The following is a 16,357-nucleotide window of genomic DNA, read 5'->3' on the forward strand; positions in this document are numbered from 1 at the left end:
CTGTTAAATCAAGGAAAAGCGCAGCATAAAATACCGTGCATGCCGATGCACGCGGAACCGGTGTGCCGCGGCCTTCCGCAATGGTATCGGAAGAGGGAGAAGTGTTTCTTGCGGGAAAATAAATACCTGGCGTGAACACGCCAGGTAGGGAGTTGTCTCGAATCCGAGACACCGGCGCCGGGGAGGCGCCTGTCCGGTGCTTTACTTGAACTTGCGCGGCGCCTTGTGACGCGGTGGCTCAGGCTTGCGCTCCGTGGTGCCGTCATCGAGGCTGATACGCAGCTTCTGGCCCGACACGACGACCGTTTTCAGGTGGTCGAGGATCTCCGGTGGCATGCCTTCCGGCATGTCCAGGATGCTGAAGTTGTCAAAGATATCGATACGGCCGATCAGCTTGGCTTCCAGGTTCGCTTCGTTGGCGATGGCGCCCACGATGTTGCTTGGCGTGACAGCGTGTTGACGGCCCACTTCGATGCGGTACGCCGTCACGCCCGGACGTGCACGTTCCTTCTTCGGCGCCTTGGGTGCCGCGTCAAAACCGGCGTCAAAGCCGGCAGCTGGCGCAGCCTTGGCGGCCTTGCGCGGGTTCGCTGGCGCCAGGTCCGGTGCATCGCCGTCACGGCTGATGCGCAATTGCTGACCTGCAACCCAGACGGATTTCAGCTGGTCCAGCAATTCTTTCGGCATGCTGTCCGGCAAATCGAGGACGCTGTAATCGTCATAGATTTCGATGCGGCCGATGTTTTTCGAATCGATGCCCGCTTCGTTGGCGATGGCGCCCACGATATTGCCAGGCTTCACGCCATGCTGATGGCCCACTTCGATGCGGAACGTTTGCATGCCGGCGTCGGCTGGACGCAAGATGCGTTCCTTTTTCGGGAAGGCCGGGCGTTCGCTGCGTTCGCCACGCTCGAAGCGGTCGTTGCGCTCAAAGCGGTCGCCACGTTCCGGACGGTCATTGCGTTCAAAGCGGTCCTGGCGCACTGGACGGTCATCTTGCCAGGTGCTTTGCTCGCGCTGCTTGTTCTTGTCGAGCAGCAATGGCACATTGCCACGGGCCATCTTCGCCAGGGCGGCGGCGATCTCGATGGCGGGAATGTTTTGCTCGCGCTCGTAGTCTTCGATCAGCGACTGGAATTGTTCCAGCTCACCCAAGGCCAGGGTTTCCGTGATCTGTTCCTTGAACTTGGCGATACGCACGTCATTGACAGCCTGGATGGTGGGCAATTCCAGCATGCCGATCGGCTGGCGCGTGGCGCGTTCTATGGATTTGAGCAAGTTCTTTTCACGCGGGGTGATGAACAGGATCGCTTCGCCGCTGCGGCCGGCGCGGCCGGTGCGGCCGATACGGTGGGTGTAGCTTTCCGGATCGTGCGGCACGTCATAGTTGACCACGTGGCTGATGCGCTCCACGTCCAGGCCACGGGCGGCCACGTCGGTCGCCACCAGGATGTCGATCTTGCCGTCTTTCAACTGCTGGATCGTGCGCTCGCGCTGGGCTTGCTGGATATCGCCATTGATGGCGGCGGCCGAGAAACCGCGCGCCTGCAGCTTGCCGGCCAGCTCTTCCGTACCCAGCTTGGTGCGGGCAAAGATGATCATGCCGTCGAACGCTTCCGCTTCCAGGATGCGGGTCAGTGCGTCGAGCTTGTGCATGCCCGACACCAGCCAGTAGCGCTGGCGGATATTGTCGGCCGTCCCCGTCTTGGCAGCCACGGTGACTTCGGCCGGCTGGTTCAGGTAAGTGGTGGCGATGCGTTTGATGACGGACGGCATGGTAGCCGAGAACAGCGCCGTTTGATGGCCTTCCGGCGTTTCTTGCAAGATGCGTTCGACATCGTCGATAAAGCCCATGCGCAGCATTTCATCGGCTTCGTCCAGCACCAGGGTTTTCAGCTTGGACAGGTCCAGCGACCCTTTGTCCAGGTGATCGATGACGCGGCCTGGGGTACCGACCACGACGTGCACGCCACGGCGCAGCGCCGACAGTTGCGGGCCATAGCTTTGGCCGCCGTAGATCGGCAGCACGTGGAAACCAGGAATGTGGGCGGCGTAGACCTGGAACGCTTCAGCGACCTGGATCGCCAGTTCGCGCGTCGGGGCCAGCACCAGGGCTTGCGGTGAGCTTTGTTTCAGATCGATGCGCGACAGGATAGGCAAGGCGAAGGCGGCGGTTTTACCGGTGCCCGTTTGTGCCTGTCCCAAGACGTCGCGGTTGGCGAGCAATAATGGAATCGTGGCCGCCTGGATAGGCGACGGTGTTTCGTAACCGACATCCTTGAGCGCGCGGACCAGCGGCTCGCTCAGGTTAAGGTCGGAAAATAAGGAAATTGGTGTATCAGACATGAAATCACTCACAAGTTCGCTCGAATCGCCCAATGCGAAAGAGTGTATCCTCTAGTTTACTCTTTACTGGACGATACCGGGTGGATGCCAGCCGGATAACGCCGTTTTTTGCGTCCTAAAACGCAGAAAAATCGGCGATCCGCACGTAATTGGTGCAATTTAGTGTCAACATTGAATCTTTTGCAAGAGATGTGACGCCCCCGCTGGCCTGGACACGACGCCGCTCCAGAGCTGGAAGAAAATCACGCAAGCCCTGCTTCTAGCGATCCTTGCGCGCCATCGCCATGGCTGCCCGCCTGCATTGTGGCCCGGATGGTTGCAGCCGCGCCGCACGCCTCGCGCCGCCGCTTGCGGTAGAGTAAGATTGCCGCTGATGCCAGACCCTGATCCCGGCATCGCCTTCCCGTTTTCACTTTTGGAGTCTTCATGCGTTCTTCCCTTGCCTTCGCTGCCGGCATTGCCTTGCTCAGCAGCCATGCCCATGCCCAGCCCCTGCCCGTCGTCGCCGAAGCGCCGCTGCGCGCCCATTTATCGTTCCTGGCCGACGACTTGCTGGAAGGGCGTGGCACGGGCCAGCGCGGCGGCGACCTGGCCGTGCGCTACCTGGAAACGCAGGCAGCCATCATCGGTTTGCAGCCATTAAAAGATGGCACCTACCGCCAGGGCTTGAAGATCGTCGGCAGCAAGGCCTTGCCTGACAGCACCGTCAGCTTCACGGCCGGCGGCAAGACGTTCTCGCCCGTGGTAGGCAAGGGCATCGTGTATGGCGCCTCGAACGGCCAGGAAAAGGTCGCCTTCGACGCGCCGGTGGTGTTCGTCGGCTACGGCATCCGCGCGCCGGAAGAGCAATGGGATGATTTCAAGGGACTCGACGTCAAGGGCAAGCTGCTGGTGATGATGGTCAACGACCCGCAGCCGACGGCGGCCGAACCAAACCGCTTTGCCGGCAAGTCGCTCACGTATTATGGCCGCTGGGTCTACAAGTACGAGGAAGCGCTGCGCCAGGGCGCCGCCGGCGTGCTGCTGATCCACACCACGGAATCGGCGTCGTACCCATGGAGCGTGCCTGCCAACGGCTTCAGCCATGAACGCTTCAGCCTGGCGGGCGCCGGCAATGCCTTCGAAGGCTGGCTGCAGGAAGACACGGCCCGCGAACTGTTCCAGGCAGCGGGCCAGGACCTGGACGCCCTGCGCGCCAAGGCGGAAACGCGCGACTTCCAGCCGGTGGCCCTGAACGCCACCGTGCAGGTCAAGCTCGACAGCAAGATCCGCAGCATCGAACAATTCAACGTGGCCGGCATCGTGCCGGGCACCGATCCGAAGCTGAAAGACGAAGCGGTGATTTATTCGGCCCACTGGGATCACCTGGGCATCGATGACGGCGGCCAGGCGCGCAGCGACAAGACCGATCATATTTATAACGGCGCGGTCGATAACGCCTCGGGCGCGGCAGCCTTGCTGGCCATGGCGCAAGTGGCCGTGAAGCAACCGGCACGCCGCACGCAGATCTTCCTGTGGCCGGCCGGAGAAGAAACCGGCATGCTGGGCAGCACGGCCTGGGTCCGCTCGCCACTGTGGCCGCTGGACAAGACCGCCGCCGACCTGAACCTGGACAGCATGAACTTCGTTGGCAAGACGCGCGACATCGGCGTGGCGGGCGCCGAGCGCAGCAGCCTGTACGCCAGCGCCGGCAAGGTGGCCAAGCGCATGGGCTTGCGCCTGGCGCCGGCGATTCCCGACCTGTCGGGCGCCTTTTTCCGCGCCGACCATTTCAGTTTTGCCAAGGCTGGCGTGCCCGCCTTCAACGTGGGCTCGGCCGTGTTTTCCGGCGACGGTTCCTTTGATTTCGTGAAAGATCCGCAAGCATCGAGCGCACGCCTGGTGGCCTTCAAGAAGGTGTATCACCAGGTGACCGATGAATACAATCCTGCCTGGGATTTGTCGGGCATGGTGCAGCAGGCGCAATTTACCCTGAACCTCGGTTATGAAGTGGCCAACGACAAGACCATGCCGACCTGGAACAAGGGGGAAGCGTTTGGGAAAGTGAAGCGCTAAAACAAGAAGGGCAGCCCCAAAGGCTGCCCTTGCTTTTAGATGGCCATGATGCGTTTCAGGTCGACGAACGCCGTTTCATACAAATGTTGAAACGCGGCGATCATGACGTCTTCCACGCCTTCGGCCGCGTCAAATTCGCTCGACCATTCAGCCACGCAAGACGTCGCACCCGGTTCGCCGATAACGCGCAGGGTGGAGCGGTAATTCTTGACGGGAATCGGTCCCGAGACGATGGTGTAGCTATAACTCTTGTCTGCTTCGCTGAAACTTTGCAGACGTTCGGCGATGATGGCGCCGTCCGTGGTCTTCAGGCGGCGCACCCGGCCGCCCTGCTCCGCCAAACTGGTCTTGATCGAGCTTGACCATTCAGCCAGCGACTGGAAGCCGCCGATAAAATCCCACACTCTTTCGGCGCTTGCCGCCAATGTCACAGAAACAATTACTTGGGCCATCTTTAATTCAACATCCTAGTCTGGGTTTGCGGGGCGCTTTTACGTAGCGCCGTGCCCGCCTGCCGGAAAAGGCCCGGCACAGGCGCTATTGTAGCGCCCGTGCGGCTTTGCTGCTGAGCAGGCCGTGACGGCCAGCCTGCTTTTCAGCCCGTATTTACAGGTTTTCCGACAGGAAGATCAGCGAATTGCCATGCGCCTGGGTGGCTGCGCGCTGATGGTAGCTGCCGCGGTGGGTGCAGTTGAAACCGTGCTCCGCGCCCGGATAGATATGGATTTCCACCTCTTCACGGTCTTCAAAGCGCTGGGCGATCTGTTGCACGGCTTCTGGCGGAATATGGCTGTCCTGGCCGCCGAAATGCATCAGCAGCGGCACCTTGATCTGGTCTGCCAGGCCCAGCTGGTTCTGGATGCCGCCGCCGTAGTAGGCGATCGCTGCATCGACCAGGCCCGCTGCAGCCGTGCGGTAAGACAAACGGCCGCCGAAGCAATAACCGATCGAGGCGATCTTGCCTTCCACTTCAGGACGCGCGCGCAGGGCGGCGACGGTGGCGGTGATGTCTTCCAGCGCGTGCTCATTGTCGGTCGCCTGCATCAGTTCAACCGCGCGTTTCCAGCCCGCTTCCTCGTAGCCCAGCTCGATGTGCGCGCCTTCGCGCCAGAACAGGTCCGGCACCAGCACCACGTAGCCATCGGCTGCGTACTGGTCAGCCACGGCGCGGATATGCTCGTTGACGCCAAAAATTTCCTGCAACAGGATGATGCCGGGGCCTTTGCCGATATGCGGCACGGCCAGGTAAGCCTGGAAGCTGCCATTCGGGCTGGCGATGTCGATCCACTGCGAAGTTGTGCTCATAGGGTGTCCAATCAGGTGAGGGAAGAATGCATAACGCGGAAAGCATGTTACTGCGTTTTTTCCAAGTCTGCGTCGGCCACGCCTTTACCTTAATGGCTTGTTAATACAGCTCGCGCAGATAGATCACCGGCCCCGATTTGTAGACCCCAAAAACGGCGCGCCCGATGGTGCTGGGCAGATAAGGAAAGCCGCCCACCGACACATCGACGCTGCCCGCCAGTCCAGGCGCCAGCAGCACCAGTTGTCCATTCGGCAGCGGCAAGACGCCCGTGCTGACGGTGTACGTGCCCTGCGCCGCCTTGACCGCGCCATTGCACGCATTGCCACTGGACGCCAAACCTTTGCTGCAATTGGCCAGGATCACTGCCGCCTGGGTAAAACTGCTGACGCTGTCCGAGGTAGTGGTTTTCCAGCCGCCATCCCAGTACTGCACCTGCACCGGCAAGCGTATCGGCAAGCGCTCGGAACCATAGCTGTTGGGCACCATGATGCGGCCCGTCAACACCGTCAGCTTTGCTTCCACACCGCCCCCGCCCGAGGGAAACGCAGGGGCTGAAACCGATGCGGAACTGACCCCCATGCCATTCGGATAGGTGGTGGTGGCGCGAAACAGCACGCCGGTCGGCGGCGCCAGCGCCGTGGCGCCAGCGGGCACGGCATAGGCGCCAGGGAAACGGTAGGCGATGGAAGCAATGCCAACGCCAGCCTTGAAGCTGGCCGGGCTCATCCCCGTCACCACGTTTTGCGCGGCGCTGCCATCGGTCAGCTGGCTGCCACTGGGATTGCTTGGTGGAAAAGCCGTCGTGCCGCTGGCCGCATCATAGCCTTGCAGATTCACCTTGGCGCTCAAGCTGCTGTCGCGTCCATCGTAATTGGCGGTGGTGGCATTGGCGGCATTTTGCGCCGTCACCCGCAAATTGAAGGGTTGGCCGGAATACACAAAACTCGCTGGCGAACCGGCGCAGTTCAAGGACGAGAGGCAAGGCATGGGCGGCGTACCACTCGTTTCCGTGATGAAATGATGGGGAACAAACTGCACGTTGGCGCTATTGCCCGTGGCCGGCAAGACTGCACCCTGGTACGTGGGCAAGCTGGCAGTGAACTGAATGGTGCCCGTTTCCGGCCAGCTCAGGCCGCTAGCCGTCCCTACGCCATTGCCGTTGCCCGCAAAACTCAGATTGCCCACCACTTCAGGATCGTTATTGCCCGAGAAAACCGGCGCCACCAGCAAATGTTTCAGGCTCACCGCCTGCGCGACCGATTCGCGGCCAAAATTGGCCGTCACCTTGCCCTGCGCATTCAGGGCCGACACTCCAATTGCGGTCGCCGGCGACACGGGCGTCACGGCCAGTCCGGAGCGCTGCGGCGTGCTGATGGGGCTAAAGATAAAGCTTTTCGGCGCCACGATCACATTGCCGCTGCCCGTCATCGTCAAGCCACTGTCGCTGCCGCTGGTGGAGGCATAGGTGGCGCTCAGGCCCAGGGTACCCACGTCCGCATACAGCATCGATGGCGTAGCGACGCCATTGGCGTTGAATGCCAGGCTGACCGGCGCACCGGCCCCGCTGCAGGCGCTGCCGGCATTGACGCCGAGCGGTATCAGATTGCCATTCGCATCCCTGATGCGCGCAGGCAAGGTTCCCGAAGACGGGTCGGCATAACTGCACTTCACGGTGATCGTCTTGGTCTGTCCGGCAAACAGGGGCACGCAGGCATTCGGATTCGACGACGACGCCTGCAAGGCGCTGATGCTGATGGCGGCCGTATTGTCATCCTGTTCCGCATAACGGGGCGCGCCGCTGACCTGCAAGGCGCTGCTGACAAATGCCATCTGACAATTCGTCGTACTGTTGTCGACGCTGCTCTTGCACACCAGCGCGCCGGTAGTGGCCGGCGTGCTGCTCAAGCCGATCAAGACATTGCTGGCTGGCGTGGTCTGCGACACGCTGGACGTCGCGATGCCCGTGGCTGGCGTACTGGCATTGATTTGCGCCGTGGCGCCGCCAGGCGTCAGGGTGACTTGCGCGGCGCCCGTGTAGACGGTGCTGCACGCGGCATCGGCGCACGCCGTCACCGTGACGGGGGCCGGCGAGCACGTCAGTGCCGCAGGCGGATGGGTGATCTGGAAGTGGTCGGGGCCAGCCTGGGTGCCGGCGCCGCATTTCGGCCCCAGCGGATCGGTGTAGGCATAACCGCTGTTATTGGTCACGCAACTGCAAGGGTTGGCTGGCGTATAAGCCTTGCAGGTGATGGTTTGCTGTACCCGGCCCTGCCAGCCCAGGGTGATATGGTCGACCAGCGCATTGCCGGTGATATAAGCGTTCGAGTCGTTGAGGGTCACATTGCCGCCCTCCACATTGCCCTTGATGTTGTTGCCAGAAGCAATCGTCAAGGAATTCAAGGCCTTCACATTACCGGTGACGGACAGATTCGATGCCTGCAGGTTGACGGTGGGCGCGGTCAGGTTGCCCTTGACCTGGCTGCCCGAACCGACGATGATCGCCGTGACCGCCGTGATATCGCCCGTGATCTGGCTATTGGCCGCCAGGATGTTGACAGTGTCGCCGCTGATCGGCCCCTTGATGGTGGAGCCGGAAGCGATGCTCACCTGGCCGGTGGCGCTGATGCTGCCCGTCACATTGACATTGTTCGAGCCCATGCTGATGGTCGCTGCAGAAATATTCGCGCTGATGGTCTGCGCCTGCGCCCCCATGCTGAAGGTGTAGCCCGGCGCCGCCAGGCTGCCGCCCGATATCCTCAGGTTATTGGGATTGACATTGCTCATGTCAAAATTGCCCTTCACCGTCAGGGCGGCGCTGCCGTTCATCGTCAAGCCCTGGTTATAGGTGATCGTCAAGGCACTGTTGACGGTGACCGCCGCGCCGCTGGCAATCACGATGGCGTCGGTATCGGCCAGTGATAGCGAGTTACAGGTGTATTGCGAGCCGCTGCGGCTGCAGCCGGCCACATCGGCGCCATTGAAGTTGAGGGTGGCAGCCTGGACCAGGCCAGCCCACAGCATGAAGGACAAGCCGGCAAGAAAAGTGTATATGCGCACGGTATCGGGAAATCTGATGAGTGGGAAGGCAAACTGCCTGTGGATTATTCCATGCTAATCTACGGCATCGCTGTTGTTGCATTATGGCAGTATTTTTTACCCTCGCGCATATCGCATGATCAAGCAAAGCCCTACTGACACGCCATTGCGCACCGTCGACCTCATCGTGTATCCCGGCTTCAAGGCGCTCGAAGCCATCGGCGCCATGAAGGTGTTTGACTACGCCAACACCCATCTACGCCTGCGCCAATTGCCTGGCGGCTACGACGTGCGCATCGTGTCCACCGCCGTTGGGCCGGTCGAGTCCGACACCTTGATGTCATTGCACGCCAGCAAGGCGCTCGACAGTACACGCCTGCCCGACCTGGCCGTGATCGTCGGCTGCCACAACGTGGAAGAGGTGCTGCAAGAGCTGCCCGCCATCGCGGCCTGGGTGGCCGAGGCGGCGCCCCGCATCCCGACCCTGGCCGCCTTGTGCACAGGCTGCTTCTTCCTGGCCGAAGCCGGCATTCTGGACGGCAAGAGCGCCGCCACGCACTGGAGCGCGGTGGACAGCCTGCGCCAGCGCTACCCGCAGGTCAACGTGAATGCCGATGCGATTTTCGTGCGCGAAGGAAACTTATGGACCTCGGCTGGCGTGACGGCCGGCATCGACCTGGCCTTGGCGCTGGTGGAAGACCATTTCAGCCGCGACATCGCGCTGGAAGTGGCGCGCGACCTGGTGGTGTATCTGAAACGGCCCGGCGGCCAGTCGCAGTTTTCCGTGCACCTGGCCAGCCAGATGACGACCCATCCGGGCATGCGCCAGTTGCAAGGCTGGATCATGGAACATTTGGCCCAACCGTTGACGATCCCGCTGCTGGCGGCCAGGCTGGCCATGAGCGAGCGCAATTTTACGCGCGTGTTCCAGCGTGAAACTGGCGCCAGCCCCACGGAATTCATCGACACGGCACGCTTCGAAGTGGCGCGCCGCCTGCTGGAAGACAATGTAAGTTCACTGAAACAGGTGGCCGCACAGGCAGGCTTGCATAGCGAAGAACGCTTGCGCCGCCTGTTCCACAAGAAACTCGGCATTACGCCACGCGATTACCGCGAACGCTTTTCCAGTACCCGGCGCGAATAAGCGCCGTGTTCAGCGCAGTTTTTTTAGCGTAACTTTTTGCTGCGGACCTGGCGCGTCGCCAATTGCCGGCGATGCAAGGCCAGCGGCGTAAACATCAGCGCCGACAGCAGGAAAGTGGCCAGCAGCGCCAGCCAGATGGCCGGGGTCGCCAGGATGGCGGCGCCGCTGAACCAGAAGGCGATCAGGGAACCGGCAGCAGCGGCCGCGAAGATGGGCAGCATGCGGCGCAAGGTGGAAAGATAGGCAGTGGCAAACATCGTAGACTCCTGCGGCAACGTTCACAATATGAAAACAATGCCTTGACAGTAGCAGGGGCGGCCGCCGAAGTACAGCACGCCGCCCCGCATGGCCGCACAAGTGTTGCGCAGCGAGTACAGAGAGTTAGTACAGAGGGAGTTAGTACAGCACCACCGAACGGATAGACTCGCCGCTCTTCATCAGGTCAAACCCTTCATTGATGCGCTCCAGCGGCAAGCGGTGGGTGATCAGGTCATCGATGTTGAGCTTGCCTTCCATATACCAATCGACGATTTTCGGCACGTCCGTGCGTCCCCGTGCGCCGCCAAAGGCCGAACCGTGCCATTCGCGGCCCGTCACCAGCTGGAATGGGCGCGTGGAAATTTCCTGGCCGGCCGCTGCCACGCCAATGATGAACGACTTGCCCCAGCCCTTGTGCGTGCACTCGAGCGCCTGGCGCATCAGGGTCGTGTTGCCCACGCATTCGAACGAGTAATCGGCGCCGCCATCGGTCAGTTGCACGATGGCGTCGACGACATTCTCCACTTCGTTCGGATTAATAAAATGCGTCATGCCGAACTTGCGGGCGATGGCCTGGCGCGCCGGGTTGATGTCGATGCCGATGATCTTGTCGGCTCCCACCATTTTGGCCGCCTGGATCACGTTCAGGCCGATGCCGCCCAGGCCGAACACGGCCACATTGGCGCCCGCCTCGACCTTGGCCGAAAACAGCACGGCGCCCACGCCCGTGGTCACGCCGCAACCGATGTAGCAGACTTTATCGAACGGCGCGTCGGAGCGGATCTTCGCCAGCGCGATTTCCGGCACCACGATGTAATTCGAAAAGGTCGAGGTGCCCATGTAGTGGAACAGCGGCTTGCCGTCCAGCGAAAAGCGGCTGGAGGCATCCGGCATCAAACCGCGGCCTTGCGTGGAGCGGATCGCCTGGCACAAATTGGTTTTTTGCGACAGGCAGAATTTGCACTGGCGGCATTCCGGCGTGTACAGCGGGATGACGTGGTCATCCTTTTTCAGGCTCGTCACGCCCGGCCCCACGTCCACCACCACGCCGGCGCCTTCATGGCCCAGGATGGCAGGAAACAAGCCTTCCGGATCGGCGCCCGACAAGGTGTAGTAATCAGTGTGGCAAATGCCGGTGGCTTTCAGCTCGACCAGCACTTCGCCCGCGCGCGGGCCGGCCAGGTCCACTTCCTCGATGGTCAGGGGCGCGCCCGCCTTCCAGGCCACGGCTGCTTTGGTTTTCATCTACAACTCCTGCTCGGTTTCGAAAGCCGCCATTATCGGCCCCCTGCCCGCCCTGCGCAGGCACCGGCGCGACGATTGTCTGAAAACGCGGCGCAGTTGTCCGATGCTGCGCGAGTTCATTTGCGCTGGCTCAATCCCATCCAGGCAAGCAAGCGCATGCTCAATGCTACTGCGTCCCTGCTGCAGGAGACTGAGATGCGCAAGCAATTTTTCTGGACCTCCCCAAGCTGGCGTCGCCTGCTGCTGGTTTGCTGCCTGGGCTTGCTGGCCGCCTGCGGCGGTAGCCATCACGACCACCATCCAGGCACGACACCCACACCCACGCCACTGGCGCTGGCACTGCAACCGGTTGCCAGCGGACTGAGCTCTCCCATCTTCCTCACGGCGCCGCCCGGCGACAGCCGGCTGTTCATCGTCGAACGTCCGGGCCGCATCCGCATCGTCGCCAACGGCGCCCTGCTGGCTGCGCCCTTCCTCGATATCAGCGGGTTGACCACCAATGATGGCGAGCGGGGGCTGCTGTCGATGGCGTTTCACCCGCAATACGCCAGCAATGGCTATTTCTTCCTCTATTACACGAACCTGGCCGGCGATATCGTCATCGAGCGGCGCCAGGTGTCAGCCGGCAACGCCAATCTGGCCGATCCCCTGTCCGTACTGACCATCCTCACCATCGCCCACCCCACGTTCAGCAACCACTATGGCGGCCAGCTCAGCTTTGGCCCGGACGGCTATCTGTATGCAGGCACGGGCGATGGCGGCAGCGCTGGCGATCCACCTGGGAATGCGCAAAATACGCATGTGCTGCTGGGAAAACTGCTGCGCCTCGATGTCAACGCCAGCAGCGTGGCCCAGCCCTACGCCATTCCAGCTGGCAACCCCTTCGCCGGAGTGGCTGGCCAGCGTGGCGAAATCTGGGCCTACGGCTTGCGCAATCCATGGCGCTACGCCTTCGACGTGCCGGCCCAGCTGCTGTATATCGCCGACGTGGGACAAGCCAGGGTGGAAGAAGTCGATGTCAGCCCGGCCGGGCAATCCGGCAACACCTATGGCTGGAACATCATGGAGGGCAACGTGTGCTACAACAGCAGCAGTTGCAGCCAGGCGGGGCTGGTGTTGCCCGCGATCACCTATGGCCACGACAGCGCGGGCGGCTGCTCGATCACGGGCGGCTACGTGTACCGCGGCACGGCCTTGCCGGAATTGGCGGGGCAATACCTGTATTCCGACTACTGCAGCGGCTGGCTAAAAAGCTTCAGCTACAGCAATGGCACGGCATCGGCTGTCACGGACTGGGGCATCATGAATGTCGGCAACATACTCTCGTTTGGGCAGGATGCGCAGAACGAGCTGTATATGCTGAGTATGCTGAGCGGAACGGGTACCGTGTACCGTATCGTGCGCAAGTGAATGGCGCACGCCAGGGCCAGTTTTTCGACAGGGTGCGGCGAAGCGGCTAAAATTAGCTTTTCCGCCACGCCCTGCGCACCAGCTCAAGAGAACACTATGGCCCGTTTGAAACTTGAATTTCCCGAAGACCAATACTGCTATTCCTCGCAATTGACGGTACGCACGACGGACATCAATGCCGGTAATCATCTCGGCAATGACTCCATGATTTCCATGATTTCCGAAGCCCGTGCGCGCTTCCTGTTCGAATATGGCGTGCGCGATATCGAGGCAGACGGCACCGGCATCATCGTCACCGACCTGGCCACCACCTACCGTGCCGAAGCCCATGCGCGCGACCAGCTGCTGTTCGAAGTGGGTGTCATGGATTTCAATAAATATGGCGGCGACATCACCTTCCGCATCACGCGCCCGCGCGACGCGACCCTGATCGCCATGGCCAAGTCCGGCTTCGTGTTTTTCAACTATAAGCTCAGCCAGGTCGTCCCCATGCCGGAAGATTTCGGTAGCAAGTTTCCGCAAGTGAACTGGGTCGATTGACAGAGCGTGGCAAGCAAGATCTGGCGGCTGAACCAGCGCAGGGCTTACCTCGTGAGCTCCACCTTGACACCGAAGGTGCTGGCGAACCAGTCATCGAGCATCAGTTTTTCATAGCGTAACGCGTCATCATTGGCATAACGGTTGATGCGGCTCAGGTATGACATGTCGGACAGGGCCGCATCGCCGCTGTTGATCACCTTGCCATCTGGCTGCGACAGTACATAATGCAGCCGCATGCGTGGCCAGTCGACACGGCCATTCATGATGCGCAAATCGTTGATGCCGCGCAATCTGGGCTCTTCACGGCCCGCCAGGTCGATATCGGTGACATTGATTTGCAGGTTTTGTCCGGATGGCAGGCTCTGTCCCAGTTTTTCAAAATGGGCCGTCAAGTCTTTCAGTACGGTGTCACGCTTGGTCTGGTCAAAAGGCAAGTCCGTGAAGTCGTCCGGCTTGTCATATTTCACCTGAGTCTCGGCCCAGGCAGCGCTACTGGCCAGCAAGACCATGCCCGCGAACAGGGCGCGCGTCAACTTCTTGTTCATGATGATCCCTTTCAAGGAATGCGGTGGCCTCCAGGCCACGTCCGTTCTTTCAGCTACGCTTTACTATAAACGCATCTCCTGCAGTTTTTTGCAAAATTCATACCTTGTTACGATCTTTTTGCTGAGGCTACATTATCCTGGCATGCGCCTTGTTTTTACAGTTTCATTGGCAATATTGATTAAAACAAAGTATTGTCTTGAAAATATAGTTGCCTAAGCGATAAAATAAATATGCTAGAGATTTAGCATTTTTGATACGATGGCTACATGAAATACGACAATCATTCTTGCTTGTTGTTAATACTTAGCTGTCAGTCTACAATCGACAAAATGCGCCCGAAAAACGCGCAACGCCGGTAGTGGCGCACAGGAATTCCTGGCGCAGGGCGTCTTGCATTGCGTCAGTTATGCCTTTTAGCGGAACTCGCCCTCATGTCATTTTTGTCTTCAGCATCGCCCAAGTTAGCGCCCTGGAAAGTCCTGCTCGTCGATGACGAACCCGATATCCACGACATCACCGAACTGACACTGAGCCGCTTCCGCCTGGAAGGCCGCGCCCTCAGCTTTCTGCACGCCTACAGCGGCGCGGAAGCCAAGCAGGTGCTGGCGCGCGAAGCAGACATTGCGCTGGTGTTTCTCGACGTGGTGATGGAGCGCGAAGACAGCGGCCTGGAAGTGGCGCGCTGGATGCGCGAAGAATTAAATAACCGCTTTACACGCATCGTGCTGCGCACCGGCCAGCCCGGCCAAGCCCCCGAGGAGCGCGTGATCGTCAATTACGACATCAACGACTACAAGGAAAAAACCGAGCTCGACCGCACCAAGCTGTTCACCACCACCTTTGCCGCCCTGCGCGCCTACCGCGACATCATGAAAGTCGAGGAAGCGCGCCTGGCCCAGCTCAATTACCGCGAAGGCCTGGAGCGCGTCATCGCCGCTTCCGCCCATATCTTCAAGCAACGCAACCTGCGCGACTTCGCCAGCGGCCTGCTGCAGCAAGTGGTCGCCCTGTTGCGCCTGGAAACGAGCATGCTGCTGCGCTTGCGCGGCGCCAGTGCGATTACGGGCGAGCAAGACTATGAAATCCTGGCGCAGATCGGCGACACGGACGACGGCATCCTCAGCCCCTCGCTGCTGTCGCAACTGGACGACGCCAAGAGCAACAAGATCTCGCGCCTGCAAGGCGATACCTATGTCGGCTACTTTCCCAACAGCAGCGGCAAGGCCTCCTTGCTGGTATTAAAAGGCGTGGAAGAAATTTCCGAACTCGATGCGCAATTGCTGGAAGTGTTTTGCTCGGGCGTGGCGATTGCCTTCGACAATATCCTGTTGACCCAGGAAATCACCGATACCCAGGCCGAACTGATCCTGCGCCTGGGCGACGTGGTCGAATCGCGTTCCCACGAAGGCGGCAACCATGTGCGCCGCATGGCCGAAGTGTGCCAGTTGCTGGCGCAGGCGTCCGGCATGTCCGACGAAGAAACCATGGTGCTGCGCCACGCGGCGCCCATGCACGACATCGGCAAGATTTCCACGCCCGACGCCGTGCTGTTAAAACCGGGCAAGCTCGACGCGGCCGAATGGGAAATCATGAAGCAGCACCCCACGGTGGGCATGTCCATCCTCGACGGCTCGCAGCGCCCGCTGTTGAAGGCCGCGGCCGTGATCGCCCACCAGCACCATGAAAAATTCGACGGCAGCGGCTACCCGCAAGGGCTGTCTGGCGAGCACATCCACAAATACGCGCGCATCGCCGCCGTCGCCGACGTGTTCGATGCCCTGATGCACAAACGTTGCTACAAGGAAGCCTGGCCCCTGGAAAGAGTCGTCAGCTACCTGCGCGAAGTCAGCGGCAGCCATCTGGACCCGCAATATGTGGAATTGCTGATTGCAAATCTGGATGAGGCGCTGGCGCTGAACCAGCGTTTCCCGGACTAGCCGGGACTGCCCGGATACGTAAGCCAGGCGCAGCACGGGCAATGCAGCCACGGCCGTTTTTGTCACACACATTCAGTAAGTGACTGCGGCTGATCTCGTCACGCACTGCGTGCAAAAGTGGGGGAATCGGTGAAGGTCGGCAATCGGCCAAAAGCAGCCATCGCCACCTACGAAAGCGTTTTGATGAAAAGAATTGTTTTAGTAGTGGTATTGGCAGCGTTGGCATGGAAGGGCTATGAAAAATACAGCTCAAGTGTAAAGATGCCTACTGAACCGATGGCATTAGCTTCTGATGCGCCGCTAGAAACTGTATCGGCACCAAAGATTCTGATGGAAAGTGAGACGTCTTTTGCATGTGACGGCCGTACTTATTGCAGTCAAATGAAGTCATGCGAAGAGGCTACGTATTTTTTGCAGCACTGCCCTAACGTCAAGATGGATGGCAATAATGACGGTATTCCATGTGAGAAGCAATGGTGCAAGTAAATGGCTTTTTGATAGACGGCCTTCGGCCAAGAACGGTCACTCGAAAAA

Annotated in this window: 13 protein-coding genes; 6 read left to right on the top strand and 7 right to left on the bottom strand. The window is 60.4% G+C overall.

The window, feature by feature from the left end:
• Positions 1 to 201: 201 nt before the first annotated feature.
• Positions 202 to 2,346, bottom strand: coding sequence for a DEAD/DEAH box helicase (locus tag ACL9RI_RS12835; RefSeq protein WP_422726962.1), 2,145 nt, complete (start codon positions 2,344 to 2,346; stop codon positions 202 to 204).
• Between the two features lie 426 nt (positions 2,347 to 2,772).
• Here ACL9RI_RS12835 and ACL9RI_RS12840 point away from each other — a divergent pair, with 426 nt between their 5' ends.
• The gene (locus tag ACL9RI_RS12840) at positions 2,773 to 4,401 is read left to right on the top strand and encodes a M28 family peptidase (RefSeq protein ID WP_422726963.1); all 1,629 of its coding nucleotides are present in this window, start codon (positions 2,773 to 2,775) and stop codon (positions 4,399 to 4,401) included.
• A gap of 35 nt (positions 4,402 to 4,436) precedes the next feature.
• Here the strand turns inward: ACL9RI_RS12840 and ACL9RI_RS12845 are convergent, their stop codons facing one another.
• The 3 genes from ACL9RI_RS12845 to ACL9RI_RS12855 form a co-directional block, all read right to left on the bottom strand.
• A complete protein-coding gene (locus ACL9RI_RS12845; RefSeq protein WP_422726964.1) occupies positions 4,437 to 4,853 on the bottom strand; it encodes an SRPBCC family protein in 417 nt (138 codons plus the stop codon).
• Between the two features lie 154 nt (positions 4,854 to 5,007).
• Positions 5,008 to 5,706: a dienelactone hydrolase family protein gene (locus tag ACL9RI_RS12850; RefSeq protein WP_422726965.1), complete on the bottom strand. Its 699-nt coding sequence runs from the start codon at positions 5,704 to 5,706 to the stop codon at positions 5,008 to 5,010.
• Between the two features lie 100 nt (positions 5,707 to 5,806).
• Entirely contained in the window at positions 5,807 to 8,764 is a 2,958-nt protein-coding gene (locus ACL9RI_RS12855) for a DUF6701 domain-containing protein (protein WP_422726966.1), read from the bottom strand.
• A 115-nt stretch (positions 8,765 to 8,879) separates the two neighbouring features.
• Between ACL9RI_RS12855 and ACL9RI_RS12860 the strand changes: the two genes are divergently transcribed.
• Entirely contained in the window at positions 8,880 to 9,887 is a 1,008-nt protein-coding gene (locus ACL9RI_RS12860) for a GlxA family transcriptional regulator (RefSeq protein WP_422726967.1), read from the top strand.
• Between the two features lie 23 nt (positions 9,888 to 9,910).
• Here the strand turns inward: ACL9RI_RS12860 and ACL9RI_RS12865 are convergent, their stop codons facing one another.
• Together ACL9RI_RS12865 and ACL9RI_RS12870 are read right to left on the bottom strand one after the other, a co-directional pair.
• A complete protein-coding gene (locus tag ACL9RI_RS12865; protein ID WP_422726968.1) occupies positions 9,911 to 10,144 on the bottom strand; it encodes a hypothetical protein in 234 nt (77 codons plus the stop codon).
• 139 nt (positions 10,145 to 10,283) lie between these two features.
• Positions 10,284 to 11,390, bottom strand: a complete 1,107-nt coding sequence (locus tag ACL9RI_RS12870; RefSeq protein ID WP_422726969.1) for an S-(hydroxymethyl)glutathione dehydrogenase/class III alcohol dehydrogenase — start codon at positions 11,388 to 11,390, stop codon at positions 10,284 to 10,286.
• Positions 11,391 to 11,585: 195 nt separating this feature from the next.
• Between ACL9RI_RS12870 and ACL9RI_RS12875 the strand changes: the two genes are divergently transcribed.
• The gene (locus ACL9RI_RS12875; protein ID WP_422726970.1) at positions 11,586 to 12,800 is read left to right on the top strand and encodes a PQQ-dependent sugar dehydrogenase; all 1,215 of its coding nucleotides are present in this window, start codon (positions 11,586 to 11,588) and stop codon (positions 12,798 to 12,800) included.
• 96 nt (positions 12,801 to 12,896) lie between these two features.
• On the top strand, positions 12,897 to 13,340 hold the full coding sequence (locus ACL9RI_RS12880; protein WP_422726971.1) for a thioesterase family protein: 444 nt from the start codon (positions 12,897 to 12,899) through the stop codon (positions 13,338 to 13,340).
• A gap of 44 nt (positions 13,341 to 13,384) precedes the next feature.
• Here the strand turns inward: ACL9RI_RS12880 and ACL9RI_RS12885 are convergent, their stop codons facing one another.
• Positions 13,385 to 13,885, bottom strand: coding sequence for a DUF3016 domain-containing protein (locus ACL9RI_RS12885; protein ID WP_422726972.1), 501 nt, complete (start codon positions 13,883 to 13,885; stop codon positions 13,385 to 13,387).
• Between the two features lie 432 nt (positions 13,886 to 14,317).
• Between ACL9RI_RS12885 and ACL9RI_RS12890 the strand changes: the two genes are divergently transcribed.
• Both ACL9RI_RS12890 and ACL9RI_RS12895 read left to right on the top strand, forming a co-directional pair.
• A complete protein-coding gene (locus ACL9RI_RS12890) occupies positions 14,318 to 15,823 on the top strand; it encodes a DUF3369 domain-containing protein (protein WP_422726973.1) in 1,506 nt (501 codons plus the stop codon).
• A 129-nt stretch (positions 15,824 to 15,952) separates the two neighbouring features.
• Positions 15,953 to 16,309, top strand: a complete 357-nt coding sequence (locus ACL9RI_RS12895; RefSeq protein ID WP_422726974.1) for an excalibur calcium-binding domain-containing protein — start codon at positions 15,953 to 15,955, stop codon at positions 16,307 to 16,309.
• Positions 16,310 to 16,357: the final 48 nt, after the last annotated feature.

Origin of the sequence: Janthinobacterium sp. Mn2066 (assembly GCF_049319705.1) — a bacterium.
Classification (GTDB): domain Bacteria; phylum Pseudomonadota; class Gammaproteobacteria; order Burkholderiales; family Burkholderiaceae_D; genus Janthinobacterium.